Source organism: Streptomyces sp. NPDC048434, assembly GCF_043200375.1.
Lineage (GTDB): Bacteria > Actinomycetota > Actinomycetes > Streptomycetales > Streptomycetaceae > Streptomyces.
The window spans coordinates 15,367-32,522 of the sequence record NZ_JBICXQ010000031.1 but is presented as its reverse complement, the minus strand read 5'-3'; the positions used below and the strand labels follow the sequence as shown (position 1 = coordinate 32,522).

At 70.2% G+C, this 17,156-nt stretch carries 13 protein-coding genes, 1 tRNA gene and 1 riboswitch; of the genes, 8 read left to right on the top strand and 6 right to left on the bottom strand.

Annotated features, from left to right (window positions below):
• Window positions 1–44 precede the first annotated feature (44 nt).
• Both ACGFWI_RS31045 and ACGFWI_RS31040 read left to right on the top strand, forming a co-directional pair.
• Window positions 45–120: transfer RNA gene (locus ACGFWI_RS31045), tRNA-Lys, on the top strand.
• A gap of 265 nt (window positions 121–385) precedes the next feature.
• Window positions 386–1,528, top strand: a complete 1,143-nt coding sequence (locus ACGFWI_RS31040) for a PP2C family protein-serine/threonine phosphatase (RefSeq protein ID WP_393909372.1) — start codon at window positions 386–388, stop codon at window positions 1,526–1,528.
• Window positions 1,529–1,585: 57 nt separating this feature from the next.
• Here ACGFWI_RS31040 and ACGFWI_RS31035 read toward each other — a convergent pair whose 3' ends face one another.
• Window positions 1,586–2,755 carry a DUF2332 family protein gene (locus tag ACGFWI_RS31035; RefSeq protein ID WP_393909371.1) on the bottom strand — a complete coding sequence of 390 codons (1,170 nt, stop codon included), beginning with the start codon at window positions 2,753–2,755 and terminating at the stop codon, window positions 1,586–1,588.
• 283 nt (window positions 2,756–3,038) lie between these two features.
• Window positions 3,039–3,194: riboswitch (cyclic di-AMP (ydaO/yuaA leader) on the top strand.
• Between the two features lie 11 nt (window positions 3,195–3,205).
• Between ACGFWI_RS31035 and ACGFWI_RS31030 the strand changes: the two genes are divergently transcribed.
• Entirely contained in the window at window positions 3,206–4,324 is a 1,119-nt protein-coding gene (locus ACGFWI_RS31030; protein ID WP_393909370.1) for a M23 family metallopeptidase, read from the top strand.
• A 70-nt stretch (window positions 4,325–4,394) separates the two neighbouring features.
• Window positions 4,395–5,351: an aldo/keto reductase gene (locus ACGFWI_RS31025; RefSeq protein WP_393909369.1), complete on the top strand. Its 957-nt coding sequence runs from the start codon at window positions 4,395–4,397 to the stop codon at window positions 5,349–5,351.
• 138 nt (window positions 5,352–5,489) lie between these two features.
• Here ACGFWI_RS31025 and ACGFWI_RS31020 read toward each other — a convergent pair whose 3' ends face one another.
• The gene (locus tag ACGFWI_RS31020; RefSeq protein WP_393909368.1) at window positions 5,490–5,795 is read right to left on the bottom strand and encodes a hypothetical protein; all 306 of its coding nucleotides are present in this window, start codon (window positions 5,793–5,795) and stop codon (window positions 5,490–5,492) included.
• Between the two features lie 169 nt (window positions 5,796–5,964).
• Here ACGFWI_RS31020 and ACGFWI_RS31015 point away from each other — a divergent pair, with 169 nt between their 5' ends.
• The 3 genes from ACGFWI_RS31015 (at window position 5,965) to ACGFWI_RS31005 (ending at window position 9,079) form a co-directional block, all read left to right on the top strand.
• Window positions 5,965–7,215 carry a helix-turn-helix domain-containing protein gene (locus ACGFWI_RS31015; protein WP_393909367.1) on the top strand — a complete coding sequence of 417 codons (1,251 nt, stop codon included), beginning with the start codon at window positions 5,965–5,967 and terminating at the stop codon, window positions 7,213–7,215.
• A 452-nt stretch (window positions 7,216–7,667) separates the two neighbouring features.
• The gene (locus tag ACGFWI_RS31010; protein ID WP_393909366.1) at window positions 7,668–7,997 is read left to right on the top strand and encodes a hypothetical protein; all 330 of its coding nucleotides are present in this window, start codon (window positions 7,668–7,670) and stop codon (window positions 7,995–7,997) included.
• A 146-nt stretch (window positions 7,998–8,143) separates the two neighbouring features.
• Window positions 8,144–9,079, top strand: a complete 936-nt coding sequence (locus tag ACGFWI_RS31005) for a YDG/SRA domain-containing protein (RefSeq protein ID WP_393909365.1) — start codon at window positions 8,144–8,146, stop codon at window positions 9,077–9,079.
• A 227-nt stretch (window positions 9,080–9,306) separates the two neighbouring features.
• On the opposite strand, the gene ACGFWI_RS31000 is transcribed toward ACGFWI_RS31005, so the two are convergent.
• Together ACGFWI_RS31000 and trmB are read right to left on the bottom strand one after the other, a co-directional pair.
• The gene (locus ACGFWI_RS31000) at window positions 9,307–10,572 is read right to left on the bottom strand and encodes a PrsW family intramembrane metalloprotease (RefSeq protein ID WP_393909364.1); all 1,266 of its coding nucleotides are present in this window, start codon (window positions 10,570–10,572) and stop codon (window positions 9,307–9,309) included.
• A gap of 28 nt (window positions 10,573–10,600) precedes the next feature.
• Window positions 10,601–11,524 carry a tRNA (guanosine(46)-N7)-methyltransferase TrmB gene (trmB, locus tag ACGFWI_RS30995; protein WP_393909363.1) on the bottom strand — a complete coding sequence of 308 codons (924 nt, stop codon included), beginning with the start codon at window positions 11,522–11,524 and terminating at the stop codon, window positions 10,601–10,603.
• Between the two features lie 708 nt (window positions 11,525–12,232).
• Between trmB and ACGFWI_RS30990 the strand changes: the two genes are divergently transcribed.
• Window positions 12,233–13,498, top strand: a complete 1,266-nt coding sequence (locus ACGFWI_RS30990) for a PQQ-binding-like beta-propeller repeat protein (protein WP_393909362.1) — start codon at window positions 12,233–12,235, stop codon at window positions 13,496–13,498.
• Between the two features lie 76 nt (window positions 13,499–13,574).
• Here the strand turns inward: ACGFWI_RS30990 and lhgO are convergent, their stop codons facing one another.
• A complete protein-coding gene (lhgO, locus tag ACGFWI_RS30985) occupies window positions 13,575–14,795 on the bottom strand; it encodes an L-2-hydroxyglutarate oxidase (RefSeq protein ID WP_393909361.1) in 1,221 nt (406 codons plus the stop codon).
• A 223-nt stretch (window positions 14,796–15,018) separates the two neighbouring features.
• Window positions 15,019–16,467, bottom strand: coding sequence for an MFS transporter (locus ACGFWI_RS30980; RefSeq protein WP_327225871.1), 1,449 nt, complete (start codon window positions 16,465–16,467; stop codon window positions 15,019–15,021).
• Between the last annotated feature and the right edge of the window lie 689 nt (window positions 16,468–17,156).

Below are 17,156 nucleotides of genomic sequence, written 5' to 3'. Positions count from 1 at the left end.
TGGCTTCGGGCTGTGGCAGCTCCTCGGGCTATGCTGCTCGGTGCGGGCCATTAGCTCAATTGGCAGAGCAGTGGACTTTTAATCCATTGGTTCAGGGTTCGAGCCCCTGATGGCCCACCAGAAGCGGACGGGAGCGCCGTCCGGCCTGCTGAGCAGCGCCCCGAGGGCCCGGACCGATGCGGTCCGGGCCCTCGGCGTGGGCCGGGTCGCAGGCGGCTCTCAAGTGGGCCTGCGGGGAGCGGGCTTGTGACGCCTCCGGCCGCGTGACCCATCCGGACCCCGACGATTCGCCGCCCGGCGCCGTAGCGGAAACGCTGGGGAGGCCGACGCGGCCGCCACCACGGTGCTCGTACGGACGGGCAGGAGTGGGAAGAGGCCGGTGCGGATGCTCCAGGACGAAGCGCCCTCCAGGGACGACGGGGAGCGGCAGGTGGGCCGCGGCCGGCCGGCCCGCTCCGGCCGCCGCCTGGTGCGCCGGCTCCCCGCCCTCCTGCTCGTCGGCGGCCTCGCCTTCGGCATCGGGACGTCGGCCGGCTACACCGCCGCCCCTTTCTTCTGCGCCGCCCCGCTGATCGCCGCGTCGCTCTCCTCCCTGCGCACCACCGCCCTCACGGCCCTGGCCGCCGTGCTCGGCGAGATCTGGGTCGTCACCTATCGCGGTGTCGTCGAGGACACCTACGAGTCGGTGGCGGAGATCGCCATGGTCTTCGTGGTCGCCCTGCTGGCCCTCGGCATCAACCGGTTCGTCCGGGTGAGCGATGCCCACCTGGCATCCGTACGGGACATCTCGGAGGCCGCCCAGCGCGCCGTACTGCCCACGCCGCCCGAACGGCTCGCCGGCCTCGCCGTCGCCGCCCGCTACGTGGGTGCGCTGGCGGATGCCCGGATCGGCGGCGACCTCTATGCGGTGCAGGACACCCCGCACGGCGTACGGCTGATCGTCGGCGACGTTCGCGGAAAGGGGCTGGAGGCGGTGGAGGCCGCAGTGATCGTCATCGGTGCCTTCCGCGAGGCGGCGGAGCAGGAGACGACGCTGGAGGCGGTGGCGGGCCGGCTGGAGCGGGCGCTGCAACGGGAGGGCGGACGACGCGCGGGGCTCGACGAGTTCGAGGGGTTCACCACTGCCGTCCTCGCCGAAATCCCCGCCAACGGGCAGTCCGTTCTGCGGGTACTCAACCGCGGCCACCCGTCCCCGCTGCTGCTCACCCCGGACGGCGGGCTGCGCGAGCTGGTGCCCGCGGTGCCGGCGCTGCCCCTGGGCATGAGCGAGGTGGCGAGCTGGCCGGACCGGTCGGACGAGACGTTCTTCCCGGCCGGCGCGCTGCTGCTGTTCTTCACCGACGGGGTGACCGAGGCCAGGGACCTGCTGGGCCGCTTCTACCACCCGTCGGGCAGACTGCGCGGCCGTCGTTTCGCGGGCCCGGACGCCCTCCTGGACGCCCTCGTCGAGGATGTCGCACGGCACACCGGCGGCGCACCGGCCGACGATATGGCGCTGTTGGCGGTGCAGCGGCCGATGGGGGCGTAGGGGAGGGACGCGCAGGGCGTCGGGGGACGGGGAGCCCGGGACCGTACGGGCGTCCGCTCAGTCCCCTGCCACGCCTCCCGCGGCGCCTTCCGTCCCCGGCAGCCGGTGCAGGCTCTCCCCGTGCGGACCGGTGAGTGCGACCGGGCGCTCGTCCAGGGCGAGGGTCAGCATCAGCGCATCGTCCGGGTGCGGTGAGCGATGCGCCGGCGCGGTGATCCAGGGCAGGACGGAGTGGTGCTCGTGGGAGAGCCAGTGGCCGCCGCCGGGCCGTCCGCGCAGCAGCGACCGTACGAGACGCGCGAACTCCTCGCGGCGGACGGGCGGGAGGCCGCTCAGCACGGCGCTGTGGAAGATGACCAGCGTCGCCCCGGGCGGCGCCTCGGCGGCGAGCGCGGGCAGCTCGTCGAGCAGATCGCCGCGCACCATCCGCGACCGCGGTGCCGGCCGCACCGCCTCGACGGCCGCGGACAGCTGGGCCGCCCGCTCCTCGTCGCCCGGCCATACGAGCGCCTGCAGCCAGCGCAGATCGTCCGGTTCGGCAACCGGGTCGAGCGGATCGGGGCCGATACCGGCCCGCCAGACGATCCGGGGCATCGGGCCGGGCAGCTCGTCGCCCGTCCATCCCGTACGGCACCTCAACACGAGGGGGCTCTCCGGTGCTCCTGCCTCGGCCCGGAGGGTGTCGCCCCGGAGGGCGTCTCCCGGGAGGGCACCCCTGTCCGCGCCCGCCGCCTCGTCGTCCTCGTACCGGTAGCGATAGCGGTCGGGATGCAGACACAGCCCCGCCGACGTGCCGACTTCCAGCAGCGCCAGCGGCTGCGGCAGGCGGGCGAGCAGCGGCAGCAGCGTCGCGCAGTGGGCCGGCTCATCGGTCCGGGGCGAGCGCTGCATGATCACCGCGCGCACCTCGTCCCAGTGCCGGATCGTCCACTCGCGCCAGCGGCCATACGCCATTTCACCGCGCGGCCCCAGCTCGGCGTGCGGGCCGTCGAGATAGCGGACGGCGGCGAGCAGAAGGTCCGGCTGCTGTTTGCCGCCGGCCGGCAGCGACCCCGACAGCAGATCGCAGAGCTCCTGGTCCTGGCTGATCCACGCGCTCAGCTCCTCGTGCGCCGCGGACCGCCCCCGTGCCCGACGCCAGGAGAATTCCCCGTACCGCTCCGCCACCTCCCAGGCGCCGGCGGCAGCGCTCTCGACGTTCCCGGTGTTCCCGACGTTGACGGCCATGATCCGACGTTACTGCTCTCACGTTCCGTAACCGAGGGGCACCCCTCCGCATAACAACTGGCACACAATCCACGCGAGATCGTTTAGGTGTGGGCGGCCAACTCGCCCGTTTTGTGGCCGTGGTGGCCGAAAAAGTCCACGCCAAAGCTGTTGTGGGGCCGTGATGAATTCCCGGGAAGGCTTGGAATCCGGCTGCGATCTCTATTACTGTCCGATAACGCAGCGCGGTCGTCCCAGCCGTCGCAAGAGGCGGCACCGCGCGCCGACGCCGAATCCCGCACGCGCTTTTCACGCACCTCCAGCACCTCGAACTGCACCAAGGGAACCGGGGAACCACTTCCTTGGGGTGAATCGGACGCCCTCCGCCAGGGGGCGCCCGTAGGAGACCTTCCTGCTCCGAACCCGTCAGCTAACCCGGTAGGCGAGAAGGAAGGAAAGGAGAGCGCCCCCGTGGCGTCCAACAGGCCTGCCCCCGAGGGTCCGTCCGCCTACGACCTCGATGACCGAGGTGCCTTCCCGGGCCCCGGTGATGCGGACACCATCAACGACGGACCGTGGGAGGAATGGAATCCCACCGAGGATTCCGTCCGCTCCGTCCGCGGCAAGCACCGGGTGGCCAAGCAGCGCGGCGGACTCGCCCGCGGCGGCACGGTCCTGGGAGTCGGCGTCATCGCGGCCGTCGGTGCCGGCGGAATGGCGTCGGCCGAGGGCCGCCCCGCGGTGCCGATCTCGATGCCCGACGTCGGCGGGATGGCCGACGAGCTCGCCGGCAAACTGCCGGACGCCAAGTCGCTCCCCGGCATCGGTGACCTCATATCCGACTCGGGCGCGGACTCCACCGCGGCCGAGGGCGCCGCCACGGGCGATGCGGCTGCGGCGGTCTCCGGGCCCCTCACCCGGGCCGCCGGGACGGACTCGGACACGGGCGCCGCCGAGGCGCTGCGCAGCCGCATCCTCCAGCAGGCCGACGCGCAGCAGGGCGCAGCCGATCAGGAGTCCCGCGAGGCCGCCGAACACTCCGCATTCCAGAAGGCCGAGAACGAAGCCGCCGCTCACCAGAAGTCGGCCGAAAAGGCCGCAGCAGCCAAGAAGGCGGCCGAGATGGAGGCCAAGCGCGAGGCCGAAGAAGCGGCCCGGCAAAAGGCGGAGGCCGCCCGCCTCGCCAAGCTGGCGAAGAACTTCATCGCCCCGGTCTCCTCGTTCACCCTCACCGCGGGCTTCGGCCAGGCCGGCGACCGCTGGGCCGCGGACCACACCGGACAGGACTTCGCCGCGCCGACCGGCACTCCCGTCAAGGCAGTGCACTCCGGCACCATCACCCAGGCCGGCTGGGCCGGCTCGTACGGCTACCGCATCGTCCTCACCCTCGACGACGGCACCGAACTCTGGTTCTGCCATCTGTCCTCGATGGTGAAGACCTCCGGCAAGGTCACCACGGGCGATGTCATCGGCCGGGTCGGCGCCACCGGCAATGTCACCGGCCCCCACCTCCACCTGGAGGTGCGCCCCGACGCCGGCGACCCGATCGACCCCATGCCGTGGCTGCGCGACCACGGCATCAACGTGTGAACTTCTGACGGGGTTGCTGTTGGGGGGAGTGGGAGGAATAACTCCCCGCCCCCCAACGCTGCAACCACGCATGACCGCCACACACACCCCCCGAAACCGCCGGCCCCTCGGCTCGCTCTCCGTCTCCTCGCTGTCCCTCGGCGGCAATGTCTTCGGCTGGACGGCCGACGAAGCCGAATCCTTCGCCGTGCTCGACGCCTACGTGGCGGGCGGTGGCAACTTCATCGACACCGCCGACGTCTACTCGGCCTGGGTCCCCGGTAACAAGGGCGGCGAATCCGAGACGGTCCTCGGCAACTGGCTGTCCTCCCGCGGCAATCGCTCCGATGTCGTCATCGCCACCAAGGTCGGTGCCCACCCGGACTACAAGGGCCTGTCCGCCGCCACCATCAAGTCCGCGGTCGACGAGTCCCTCACCCGCCTCCGCACCGACTACATCGACCTCTACTACACCCACTACGACGACGAATCGGTCGAGGTCGGGGAGTTCCTCACCACGCTCGACGACCTCGTGCGGGCCGGCAAGGTCCGCGAGATCGCCGCGTCCAACATCTCAGCGACGCGCCTGGAGGAGTCCCTGGCCTTCTCCGCCCGCGAGGGTCTGGCCCGCTACGTCGCCCTCCAGCCCCACTACAACCTGGTCTCCCGCGACACCTACGAGGGCGAGCTCGCCGACGTGGCCGCCCGCCACGGCGTCGCCGCGGTCCCGTACTACGCCCTCGCCTCGGGCTTCCTGACCGGCAAGTACCGTCCGGGCACCGCCACCGAAAGCGCCCGCTCCGGCGCCGCCGCCCGGCATCTGACCACCGACCGCGGCCTCCGCGTCCTCCAGGCCCTCGACACCGTCGCCACCGCCCACGAGGCCGAGGTGGCCACCGTCGCCCTCGCCTGGCTCGCCGCCCAGCCCACCGTCGCGGCCCCCCTCGCCAGTGCCCGGACGGTGGCCCAACTGCCGGCGCTGCTGGCGGTGGGGGACCTGACCCTGACGGAGGCGGAACTGACACTGCTGAGCGAGGCGTCGGCGTAACCGACACCTCAACAGGGTGGTGGGGTGGGGCGGTTGTGGTGGCGCGCCACCCCCACTTGCTGCCGTCACACCCGGGTGGCGCGGTCCGTCATGCCCGTGCCGTCACACCCGGTGGCGCGGTCCGTCATACCCGTGCCGTCACACCTGACGGCGGTCAACCACCACCCACGACGTCACGGCAACCCCTCCCGCCACCGCGCACACCGCAGGCCAGGCCCCGATCTTCTTGGCCAACGGATGCGACCCGGTAAACGCGGCCACGTACGCCCCACCCAGCACCGCCGCCGTCGCATTCCCCGCCTTCTGCTGCCATCCCCTGGCCGCCACCACTCCGCCCACGGCGAGCGCCACCCCACCAAGCGGCCGCTTCCTGGTCCAGCGGGCTACGGCGTAGCCGCCGACGAGCCCACCTGCGGCCACCACTGCCGTAGGAATCCCAGCCATCACTCACACCCTTCTACAAACAACGACACATCTCTTCTTTCGACCCTACGTCGCACCATCGGCGCCAGATTCGTGGGCCGCAGCGTCGTGGACTCGGTAAGCACAGCAACGAGTTGAGCCTGAACACGTACTCTGGCAGTGACGTTGCGTGTGCAGAGAGGGGCCGAAGGTGTCATCTGGCGCTACTCCGGAACTGTCTAACGAGCCGATTGCGTTCGGCCAGCGAATGCAGGTGCTCCGTCTTCGCCGCGGTATGAGCCGGACGGTGCTTGCCGGCCTGCTGGGCAAGTCCCCCAGCTGGGTAAAACAGGTTGAGGGGGGACGGCTCCAGATGCCCAAACTCCCCGTGGTCCTGCGGATTGCCGAGGCTCTCCGCGTGCCGAGTCTCTCCGATCTTGTTGGCGATCAAGCAACGGCCATCTCGCTCTTCGCCGGTCCCGGCCATGCCCGCCTCCCGCAGGTGCGGGATGCCATCAATGAGTATCCGCTGACGACGTTGCGCCAGGCCCCGTCCGCCGCGCATCTGAAGAGCCGCATCGCCCATGCGTGGCAAGCGCGACACTCCGCCCCTCATCACCGCGACGTGATCGGCGAACTGCTCCCACACCTCATTCGCGATGCTCAAGCTTTCTTGGCTCAAGCGGAGTCGGGAACGGAACGGAGGGCTGCACAGTCCGTGGTGTCCGAGGTCTATAGCCTCAGCCAGTTCTTCCTCGCGTACCAATCTGACTCTTCGCTGCTGTGGCGGGTAGTGGAGCGCGGGTTGGTTTCCGCTCAAGAATCCGAAGATCCACACACCATCGGTGTCGCAGCGTGGCTTGCCTCGCAGGCGCATCGCGACAGTGGCCCCGCGCATTACGATGCCGCCGACGCCGTGAACCTTGCGACTCTCCGCTACCTCGAACGTTTCCTCTCGGAGGCGGACAATGACGTACTTGCCATCGCTGGGGCACTGAACTTCGAAGCCGGATATACCGCTGCCCGGCGAGGAGATGCCGGAACAGCCTGGCGTTACTGGGATGCCGCGCGATCCATGGCAGGGCGACTTCCCGCGAACTATTTTCACCCCGTGACCTCGTTCTCAAGAGCGATCATGGGAGCGCATGCGGTGACCGTAGCCGTGGAGCTGCACGCGGGCGGTGAGAGTGTCAGACAAGCCGCCGCTGCGGATGCGACGCTCATTCCGTCTCGCCCGCGGAGCGCTCGCCACCGCATTGAAGAGGCGCGTGGGTACCACCTCGACGGCCAGGCTGAGACTGCGCTGGCAGTTCTGCACAAGGCATACCAGGCCGCGCCCGAAACCATCCGCTACAACGGATATGCGCGGCGGATCGTCTTGGAAGAGACCGAGTCAAAGAGCCCGGGACAGCGCCGGCGAGCGAGCGAACTCGCAGTGAAAATCGGTGCGTTGGTGGCATAGGTACGGGGGGCACAAACTGTGCCCCTGACGCTCTCTGTGTGGCCCTACGGTCAGTTTGGACTGACTGACGAGGACCCCCGCGACCGCTCTACACGGTCCGGGGGCATGGCCAACCTGAGAGAGCAGGTCAACGTGGTGCACGGTATCGCCCGAATCTTCGAGCCTGTTTTGCGGACGCTGTTACCTACATCGAGCCGACATAGGCCAGTAGCCGACCCCACAGCTATCGCGGGCCGCACGGCTTCGCATGCCGTCACCGAGCCGCGGAGGCACACAGCTGACCTTGAGCTGCGCGGCGAGGACACCGCGCTGGTTCGGCCGTACGTGCTCGCCCATGTGCGAGAGGAGAAACAGCGACTCCGACTACAGCGGCGACGACTGGACGTGAACCTAGCTGCCCGTGGCTTGGACATCCGCCCCGAAACGATGTGTGGCGTGAAGGGGGCTGCCTGATGATTGCCCGTCAACCTCTGCGCCTGCTTCCCTGGCCGAACCCGGCAGGCCAACCGTGCTACCTGTCGACGGACGGGACGGGCTATTTGTCGCGCCTTGCGGACGAGATGGAGCAGATGCAGCTCGACATGGGCATCGATCTTCTCGATTTTGCGCGCGAACTCCTTGATGACAGCAAGGTCGCTTCCCATGAACTCCGGTTCCTTGCACACCGGTTGACGGAGTCGCTCCGTGATGCGCTACGCGTCGCTGAGAGCCGCGGCGACCGGATTCCCGTACAGGGCGACGATGAGCCAGGGGAGGCGGGGCGCCGAACCGGAGCTGAGTAGCGCGGGTCTGGCTTGTGTGACTGCTGAGCCTGTGGAGGCCTGAGTAGCTAGCCGATCCCTGCAGGCAGCCCTTCAGGGGGTGTGGTGCTGACCACACCCCCTGAAGGCGTGCGTCATGGGAGGCGACGGGTTGACAGGATTCGTCTATGGCGAAGGCGCGGTCATCCAACCCAATCCGTTTTGGCCCTCCTCAAGACGTAGAGGAGGGTCAGTGGTTCGCGGGACATGCGGAGTTGCATGCCGCCGGTGTGCATCGTGCGTATGGCCAGGGCATCTCTGGCACCGCTCACGAGGGTGTCGATTCCATCGTTCTCTCTGGTGGGTATATCGACGACGAGTACGGTGAGTGGGAGATCATTTATACGGGCGAGGGTGGTCGTGACAGGGAGACGGGCCGCCTCTACGCAGACCAAACCTTGACGGCACCGGGTAATGCTGGGTTGCTGCTCAACGAAGGACTTGGTCACCCGGTGCGTGTCGTACGCGGCTTGAAAATTCGGGGAAAAACGCGGCGCCGTGCCACCGGGGGCTACGAGTACTGCGGTCTCTTTCACGTCGCAGAACACTGGACGACAGTCGGGAAGGAAGGTTTCCGCATCTGTCAGTTCAGACTGCTCAAGTTGGAGCCGGGGGAGACGGCAAGGCCGCATCCCGTCTCTCCGGGTGAGAGTGATGACACCACCACGGAAGAGCAGTTGCGCCGCATCGTCGCTTATGAGCGGCTGATTCGTGACTCTAAGGTTGTCCGGAAAGTGAAGGAGATCTACGACAACACGTGTCAGATCTGCAATTGCCGACTGGTGGTGTCACCTGGTGGCGAGGCGTATAGCGAAGCGGCTCATATTCATGCGTTGGGAAAACCCCACAGCGGTCCTGATGAATTGTGGAACGTTCTATGCCTCTGTGCGAACTGCCATGCACTCTTTGATCGAGGAGCGCTTCAGCTCAGCGATGATTTCGATGTGTTTGATGGACTGACGCAGCGATTCGTAGGGGCCCTGAACATGGCCAAGGAACACCAGATCAAAGTGGCCTGTGTGCGTCAGCATCGAGCGCGCTGGGCTGACCGTTTCACCGAATGAGATCTGCCGGCTGAGTCGCGTGGGCGGGCATCGGTAGGGAGGGCGAGTGCGCACGTGTATCCGCCGGTCGACGCTCACGCTGCAGCAAGGTGTCACGTCGGATCGTCAACGGCTTGGCACTCAAGGGAAGAAGCGCCGCACTTACTTGGTGTTCAGGGCTGTTGGCATCGGCCAGGCCCGTAGAGCCCCGAGCAGTCACGGCCCGTACGTGCCGTTCTCGGCAGCCCTTACCGCTGTCCCTTGGCAACCCACGCATCCAGCAGCGCCGTCCGCCCCCACGCCTGGTAATGCCACAAATGCTCCAACAAATGCTGCTCTCTGCTCATGAAGTCCGCGGACGGTCCCAAGAGATGAGCCCGCCGCCGATGGAACGACAGGGCCGTGGCGATGGTGGCGTATTCGGTGACGGCGCGGGCGGCCGCCGGGCCGTGGGTGTCGTGGGCGATGTCGCGGGCCAGGGCGCGGGTTTTGAGGGAGGAGAGGGCGGCGGGTTCGGTGGGGGCGAGCCAGCCGGCGGTGATGTAGGGGGCGAGGTAGCCGCGTAGGGAGAGCAGTTCTTGGTTGCGGGCCCAGACGGCGAGCCAGGTGAGGGCGAGGAGGACGGGGACCATGAAGAGGCCGTAGACGGTGAGGAAGCCGGGGTCGCCGAGGGTGGAGGCGCCGTTCCAGATGGCGTGCAGGAGGACGGCGGTGAGCAGGCCGAGGAGGGTGAGCGCGATGCGGGCGGTGCGGCGGCGGGGGTAGCGGGTGGCGGCAATGCCGAATGCGAGACCCGTGAGGATCGTGAAGAGCGGGTGGGCGAAGGGGGAGACGACGATGCGGAGGAAGAAGGTGCCGGCGGTGAGGGAGTCCAGGCCGGAGTGGCCCATCGACTGGTCCTCGCCGAAGGCGTTGCCCAGGTGGAGGACGTTCTCGGTGAAGGCGAAGCCGGTGGCCGTGATGCCGGCGATGACGATGCCGTCCGTGATGCCGTCGAAGTCGCCGCGCCGGAAGCGATAGAGGAGGAGCACGGCGGCGGCCTTGACCACCTCCTCGACGACCGGGGCGATGACAGTGGCGCCCCAGGCCTCGGCCTCGGACGGAGACGTCGAGGCGATGTTGGCGGCCAGCCAATCGGTCGCGAAGCCGTTGGCGAGGAGCGCGACCAGGGCGGCGGCGCAGGCGCCCCAGGTGAAGGCGAACGCGAGGTTGCGCCAGGGCTCGGGCTCGACGCGGTCGAGCCAGCAGAACGCCGCCAGGAGGAGCGGCACCGGGAAGACGGCCAGGCCGAGGCCGACCAGGAAGCCCTCGGTGCCGGTCTCCTGGCGGACCATGCCGATGATGATCACGCCGGAGAGCGCGAGCATCGAGATCAGGGCGAGGGCGCGGAGGGTGGCGCTGTGCCAGGGGGCCGCCCGCCGGCGGCGTGCGGCCGCGTCCGCGTGCGGGTGGGGTGTGTACGGGGGAGGGGCGGGTGCGGACGGCGGGTGCGGGGGCGGCTGGGACGGGTGCACCCATCGACCCTAACGAGCGGCGTGCGCCCTACGCGTCGCGGCGGCGGAAGAGGAGGTCGTGGACGACATGCCCCTTGTCCAGGCCCTGGCCCTCGAACTTGGTGAGCGGGCGGAAGTCCGGGCGCGGCGCATAGCCGGGGTAGAGGTTCTCCAGCGTCGGCTCGGCGGAGAGGACCTCGAGCATCTGCTCGGCATACGGTTCCCAGTCGGTCGCGCAGTGGACGAGGGCACCGGGGGCGAGCCGGGTGGTCGCCAGCGCGATGAACTCCGGCTGGACGAGGCGGCGCTTGTGGTGGCGCTTCTTCGGCCAGGGGTCGGGGAAGTAGACGCGCAGGCCGGCGAGGGAGCCAGGGGCCAGCATTTCGCGCAGCAGGATGATCGCGTCGCCGTTGGCCACCCGGATGTTGGACAGGCCGTTCCGCTCCGCGAGACCGAAAAGATTGCCCTGCCCCGGGGTGTGGACGTCGCAGCCGAGGATGCCGGTGTCCGGGTCCGCGGCGGCCATCTGCGCCGTGGCCTCGCCCATGCCGAAGCCGATCTCCAGGACGACCGGCAGCCCGTCGAAGAACGCGTCGAGATCGATACGGGAGAGCCCGTCGATGTCCAGCCCCCACGTGGGCCACAGGCGGCGCAGCGCATCCGCCTGGGTGGGCGAGACACGGCTGCGGCGCGGCTGGAAGGAACGGATCCGCCGCTCGTGATGCGAACCCGCGGGGTCGGCCGCGGGGCCGGTCCCGTCGGGGAACATGGGCTCACCGCGGCGCGGAGTGGCGGCCGAGACGGCGGTGGCGCCGAGGCTGCGGGCCTCCTGCGGGTGGGCTTCTCGCGCGTTGGCTTCTCGGGCGGCGGGTTCCGGGGTGGGGGATGCCTGGGGGGCGGCGGCCGCGGCGACGGCTCCCGGAGCGTCTGGTTCCGCGGCGGCGGTGGCGGGGGTGGTGGGGTTCTCGGACACAGTGCGTCGATTCTACGGCGGCGCAGGGTCGGGGAGAGATTCCCAGGGCTCACGCCGAGCCTTCGGGGCACTGGCTGGGCGGGAGGGGCGAAACCCTTCCCGGAGAGGGGGGTTGGCGCGGCCTGTAGTGGCACGCATACGATGCGGGGCTGACGTGAGCAAAACAAACCAGGGGGTTGGTTCATCGTGTCGCAGGGCGGCCAGGGGTACGCCGGGAATCCGCAGGGGCCGCAGCCGCCCGGCCAGGGAGCTCCGGGAGTGCCGCCCGTCGGCCCGCCGGCACCGGGGCAGGCCGTGCCGCCGCCCGTCCCTCCGCAGGGGCAGCAGTCCGGGCCGCACATGGGAGCCCCCGGGTATCAGCCCCAGGGGCAGCCCGGCCCGCCGCCGGGTCCGGGAGCGTACGGTGCCCCGGACCAGCCGCACACCGGTCCGGGGCAGGTACCCGCCGCCCCAGGCCCGTACGGCGCTCCGCCCGCTCAGCCCGGGCCGGGAGCCGTGCAGTTCCCCCCGCCCGGCCAGCCACCGGGGCCGCCTCCGCAGGGCTACCCCGCTCCGCCCGCGCCGCAGGGAGGCCAGCAGCCACCTCCGCCGTACGCCCAGCATCAGGGCCAGGTGCCTGGCCAGGCGCCGTTCCCCGGCGGGCCCATGGCGCCTCAGTTCCAGGGAGGGCCGGCCGGATCCGGCAGGCCTGGGCGTAGCGGTGTGCCCGTGCCGCTCATCCTGGCGATCGTGATGGTCGTGCTGGTGGTCGCCGGGGTCGGTGGGTACTTCCTCTTCTCGGGGAACGACTCTGCCGATCCGGGTGCCGGTCGGCCCGCGAACGCCATGCCGCGGCAGTGGGAGGCAGCGTCGCCCATGTCCGAGCGCGAGGGCCAGAACGAGAACGGGCTGCGCTCGATGTGGTTCAACAACGACGACGTCATCTACGGTGACGGCGAGGGCGTACGGGCCTACAACCGCAAGACCGGCAAGAAGAAGTGGACGGCCAAGACGCCCAAGGGCGCGGGCGAAGTCTGCGCGATGTCGAAGGAGCCCAGCGACGACGGCGTGGGTGCCGTGGTCTTCGACGCGGGGGGCGACGACTGCTCCTATCTCTCCGTCCTCGACACCGACACCGGCCGCACGCTGTGGTCCAAGAACCTCCAGGACGGGCAGGACGCGGAGCGCCAGCCGCGGGTCGTGGTGAACAGCAAGGTCGTCGCCGTCACGATCGGTCAGACCTACGCCGGCTTCTCCATCGCCCATGGATCGATGGTCTGGCAGCTGACCGCGCGCGGTCACGCGTGCACCAACTCGGTCGGGCTGAGTCCCCAGTACCTGGCCGTGGTCAGCGACTGCCCCGATGCGAAGCCGAAGCAGCAGATGTCGCTCCAGGACCTGGAGTACGCCAGCATCCATTCGAAGATCACGGGTGAGAACCATGCAATCGAGCAGGTCCTCTCGGACTGGCCCCTGACGCTCCTGATGGACGACGGTAGCTCGGTCGACCCCGCCCGGTTCGTCCAGACCTATACGAAGGAAGGGAAGCCGGACCACTCGTTCAAGCTCGAGGGCGAGCTGAAGGAGATGAAGTTCGATCCGCGCAGCACGTACGTGGATGAGGACGAGCAGGTTCTGGTGGCCGGCTACGGCGCCAACAACGGCCTTGCGGCCATGGACCTGAAGACGGGCAAGCTGCTCTGGAAGAAGCGCGGCTCGGCGGCCATCGCCGGTGCGGACCACGACGGCTTGGTCATGGTGACCGATTCGCCTGACAGTGGCGCCTCCGCCGTGAACGCTCTGATGGTCTCGGTCGGCGTGCGTGACGGCAAGGAGAAGGTGAGGGGCGCGCTCTACGAGAAGGAGCACAACCTGCCGGCTCCCAGCGACATGTCGCTGGCCTGGAACGGCAACGACAACACGCTCTTCGTCCAGAGCGAGCGTCTCAGCGACAACCGGCCGAGCGTGCAGGCCTTCAAGGCGCCGGTCGGCTGACGTCTCCAGGTGGTTGCCGCCACCGATCCGCCGCCTCTCGGCCTCGCCCCTCAGAGGGAGGGCCGAGAGGTTTTTGTCATGCGCGCCCCTGTCCCACCACCCCCAGCACCCGCCGTGCCACCTCCCGCCCGATGGGGAGTGAGGCCGTGGCGGCCGGGGACGGGGCGTTGAGGACGTGGATCATGCCGGGGGATTCGGCGAAGAGGAAGTCGTCGACGAGGGTGCCGTCGGGGAGGACGGCCTGGGCGCGGACGCCGGCCGGGGACGGGACCAGGTCCTCCTCGCGGGCGGCCGGGAGCAGGCGGCGGACCGCGTCGGCGAAGGCGTGCCGGGACAGGGAGCGATGCAGTTCGCCGGCGCCGTAGCGCCAGTGGCGGCGGGCTATCCGCCAGGAGCCGGGGTAGGCGAGGGTGCCGGCCAGCTCGGCGGGGCGGATCGTGCGCCAGTCGTAGCCCTCGCGGGCCAGGGCGGGGACGGCGTTCGGGCCGATGTGGACGGCGCCGTCGATGCCGCGGGTCAGATGGACGCCGAGGAAGGGGAAGGCCGGGTCGGGGACCGGATAGACCAGGCCGCGGACGAGCGAGGCGCGCTCCGGAGCGAGGGTGAAGTACTCCCCGCGGAACGGGACGATCCGCATGCCCGGGGCGTCGCCGGCCAGCCGGGCGATCCGGTCGCAGTGCAGACCGGCGCAGTTGACCAGGGCGCGGGCGCGGTGGACCGTGCCGTCGGCCGTACGGACCGCGACCCGGCCGGGGCGGCGGCCGATGGTCGTCACCTCGGTGCCGTAGACGATGCGGGCGCCGGCGTCCTCGGCGAGGTGGGCGAACCGGCGGGCGACCGCGCCGAAGTCGCAGACGCCGGTCGTGCCGACACGGATGGCGGCTACGCCGCGCACCTCGGGTTCGTACTCGGCTATCTGGGCCGGGCCCAGCTCGCGCACCGGCAGGCCGTGTTCGCGGCCGCGCTGGATCAGGCCGTGCAGCCGCGGCAGCTCGCTGCGGTCCGTGGCGACGATCAGCTTGCCGGTGACCTCATGCGGGATGTCGTGTTCGGTGCAGAATTTCACCATTTCCGCCGAGCCCTGGAGGGCGAAGCGGGCCTTGAGCGAACCGGGTGGGTAGTAGATGCCGCTGTGGATCACGCCGCTGTTGCGTCCGGTCTGATGGCGGGCCGGACCGGACTCCTTCTCCAGGACCACGACGCGCGTGCCGGGCGCGGCACGCGTGATCGCGTAGGCCGTAGAGAGTCCGACGATGCCGGCACCGATCACCAGCACATCGCAGTCGTACGCCGCCACTACACCTCCCCAACCGCATGATCACAGGCTCGCCCGTCGCCGCGGACCTGCGCATCATCGCCGACGACGTATCCCATCATGACGGCCGGCACTGACAATGCCGATCGGACAGGCCCGGGATGCCGGGGCGCCGGGGCGGCGGGGCGGCGGTCTGCCGAGATGGCGGTCTGCCGCGGTGGTGGTGCGCCTAGCCGCCCCCGCACGGCCCGCCCCGCACCGGCCCCTAAGCCGGCGCCGCCAGCAGTGGTCTCGCCCGCTCCCGCAGCTCGACCACCCGGGGCTCATCGCCGTACGGCTCCAGGCGGTGCAGCAGATCACGGACGTACTCGGTGGTGCGGGCGGAGGAGATCCGGCCGGCCACCTCGACCGCGCGGGTGCCCGCCGCGCAGGCTGCGTCCAGATTGCCGGACTCCAGTTCGGCGACCGCGGACACGACCAGGCGCAGACCGTGCGAGCGGACGAACTCCTCGGTCGGGCGGGACAGTGCCTGCTCGGTGAAGCGGCGGACCTGACGCGGCAGCCGCAGATCGCGGTAGCACTCGGCGGCGTCGGCGGCGAAGCGTTCGTACGAGTAGAAGTCCAGCCACGACGGGTCGGGGTCGCCGCCGCGGGAGCGCTCCAGCCAGCCCTCGGAGGCCTTCAGCGCCACCTCGCAGGCGCGCGCCTCGCCGGCCTTGGCCTGCGCCCGCGCCTCCACCAGGCGGAAGAAGCTCATGGTGCGGGCGGTGGCCAGACCGCGGTTGCGTTCCAGGGCGGCCTGGGCGAGATCGACGCCCTCGTCGGCGAAGCCGCGGTAGGTCGCCTGGAGGGACATCGAGGCGAGGACATAGCCGCCCAGGGGGACGTCGGCGGCCGCGCGGGCCAGCCGCAGTGCCTGGATGTAGTACCGCTGCGCGGCCTCCTGCTGGCCCGTGTCGAAGGCCATCCACCCGGCGAGCCGAGTGAGTTCGGAGGTCGCCCCGAACAGCGCGCGGCCGACTTCGTCGCTGTACGAGGCCAGAAGTAACGGTGCCGCATCCACCCGGAGGCACTCCGGCACCATGGAGGAACGCCAGTCCCCGCCGCCGTACTTGGAGTCCCAGCGGCGCGCGTCCTCCGCCGCCTCGCGCAGCTTGCTGACGTCGCTGTGGCCGACGTGCTGCGGAATCCCGCCGTCGCCGGCCGCCGCGGCGTCCTTGTCGCGCGCCTCGGCCGCCTCCCGCGCCACCGAGCTGTCGGCCGGGGATATCAGCCAGCGCGAGGCGGGGGTGGCGTACGCGCTGACGGCGAAGGATCCGGCCAGGCTCTGCCAGATGCCGCCGCCGCCCGCCCGCCGTCCGGCCAGATCGAGACGGTACAGCTCGGTGGCGGAACGCACCGCGGCGCCCACATCGCGGGGAAATGCCAGGCCGACCTCGGGCGCCGGGTCCGCGTCGGCCAGCCCGATCTCGTGCAGCGGGACCGGCCGGCCGAGCTTGCTGCCGATCGCGGACGCGATCAGATGCGGCGCGGCGCCTTGGGGCACCATGCCCTTGGAGACCCATCGCGCCACCGACGTCTTGTCATAGCGAAGCGTCAGTCCGCGCTGCGCACCGAGGTCGTTGACCCGGCGTGCCAGTCCGGCATTGCTGATACCCGCGAGGGCGAGAACAGTGCCGAGCTTTTCGTTCGGCCCGCGTATATCCCTGGACATGCGCACCCCTCGACACAGCGACGGCCGCCCCGGTACCCCGGGGCATGCGTCCACCCAGAGTAGTTCGCCGGATCCCGACCGTTAAGAGTTGGTGTCCCGGATGGCGAGATTCGTGTTCAAACAGGGGTACGGGAATTGGCATGTGCTCCGGGTACGTGTGCCCGTGCGCCCGTCCGTGCGCGCTGGCCCCCTCTTATCGGGAGCGCTTCCATGGCTTCTGCGTGGGTCGGCCCGCTGCACTGGATCCAGTGGGCTGGGGGATACCGTCACCTCATTCCCCGCGGGTGACGGTCCGGTCCGGGGGGCGCAGCCCGCCTCCCGGACCGTCGCGCGGACCGGTCGCCGGCCGGCCGTGCCACCGGTTGACGCAACGCCCCAATACGTCAACTGGGCTGTATGGAACGGACTTTGGCCGAAAATCGACGGGTGATGATTTCACGCCGCCGCCCGCTCGGGGATCGCCCCGGGGGCCACACGGGGGGCCTTCCGGGGCCGGTGCGGCGGAGCGCTCGCGCACGGTGCGAGGGCGCTCCGCGGGCCCGCTCGCATGGCCGTCCCGCAGGTGCTCCGTGCCGCCTCCGCTCCGCCGTCCGTGGCCCGTCCGCGGTGGCCCGTGACGCCCCCGTGGGCCCGCCGACGGCCCCTCGGTGGCCGCGCGCGCCGCGAACCGCCCGTATACAGGGCCGCTC

Coding starts and splice junctions, on each gene's coding strand:
- ACGFWI_RS31035 (WP_393909371.1), bottom strand. CDS start 2,755: ATGGCCGTCAACGTCGGGAACACCGGGAACGTCGAGAGCGCTGCCGCC.
- ACGFWI_RS31025 (WP_393909369.1), top strand. CDS start 4,395: ATGACCGCCACACACACCCCCCGAAACCGCCGGCCCCTCGGCTCGCTC.
- ACGFWI_RS30980 (WP_327225871.1), bottom strand. CDS start 16,467: ATGTCCAGGGATATACGCGGGCCGAACGAAAAGCTCGGCACTGTTCTC.
- ACGFWI_RS31010 (WP_393909366.1), top strand. CDS start 7,668: ATGATTGCCCGTCAACCTCTGCGCCTGCTTCCCTGGCCGAACCCGGCA.
- ACGFWI_RS31020 (WP_393909368.1), bottom strand. CDS start 5,795: ATGGCTGGGATTCCTACGGCAGTGGTGGCCGCAGGTGGGCTCGTCGGC.
- ACGFWI_RS31005 (WP_393909365.1), top strand. CDS start 8,144: ATGGCGAAGGCGCGGTCATCCAACCCAATCCGTTTTGGCCCTCCTCAA.
- ACGFWI_RS31040 (WP_393909372.1), top strand. CDS start 386: ATGCTCCAGGACGAAGCGCCCTCCAGGGACGACGGGGAGCGGCAGGTG.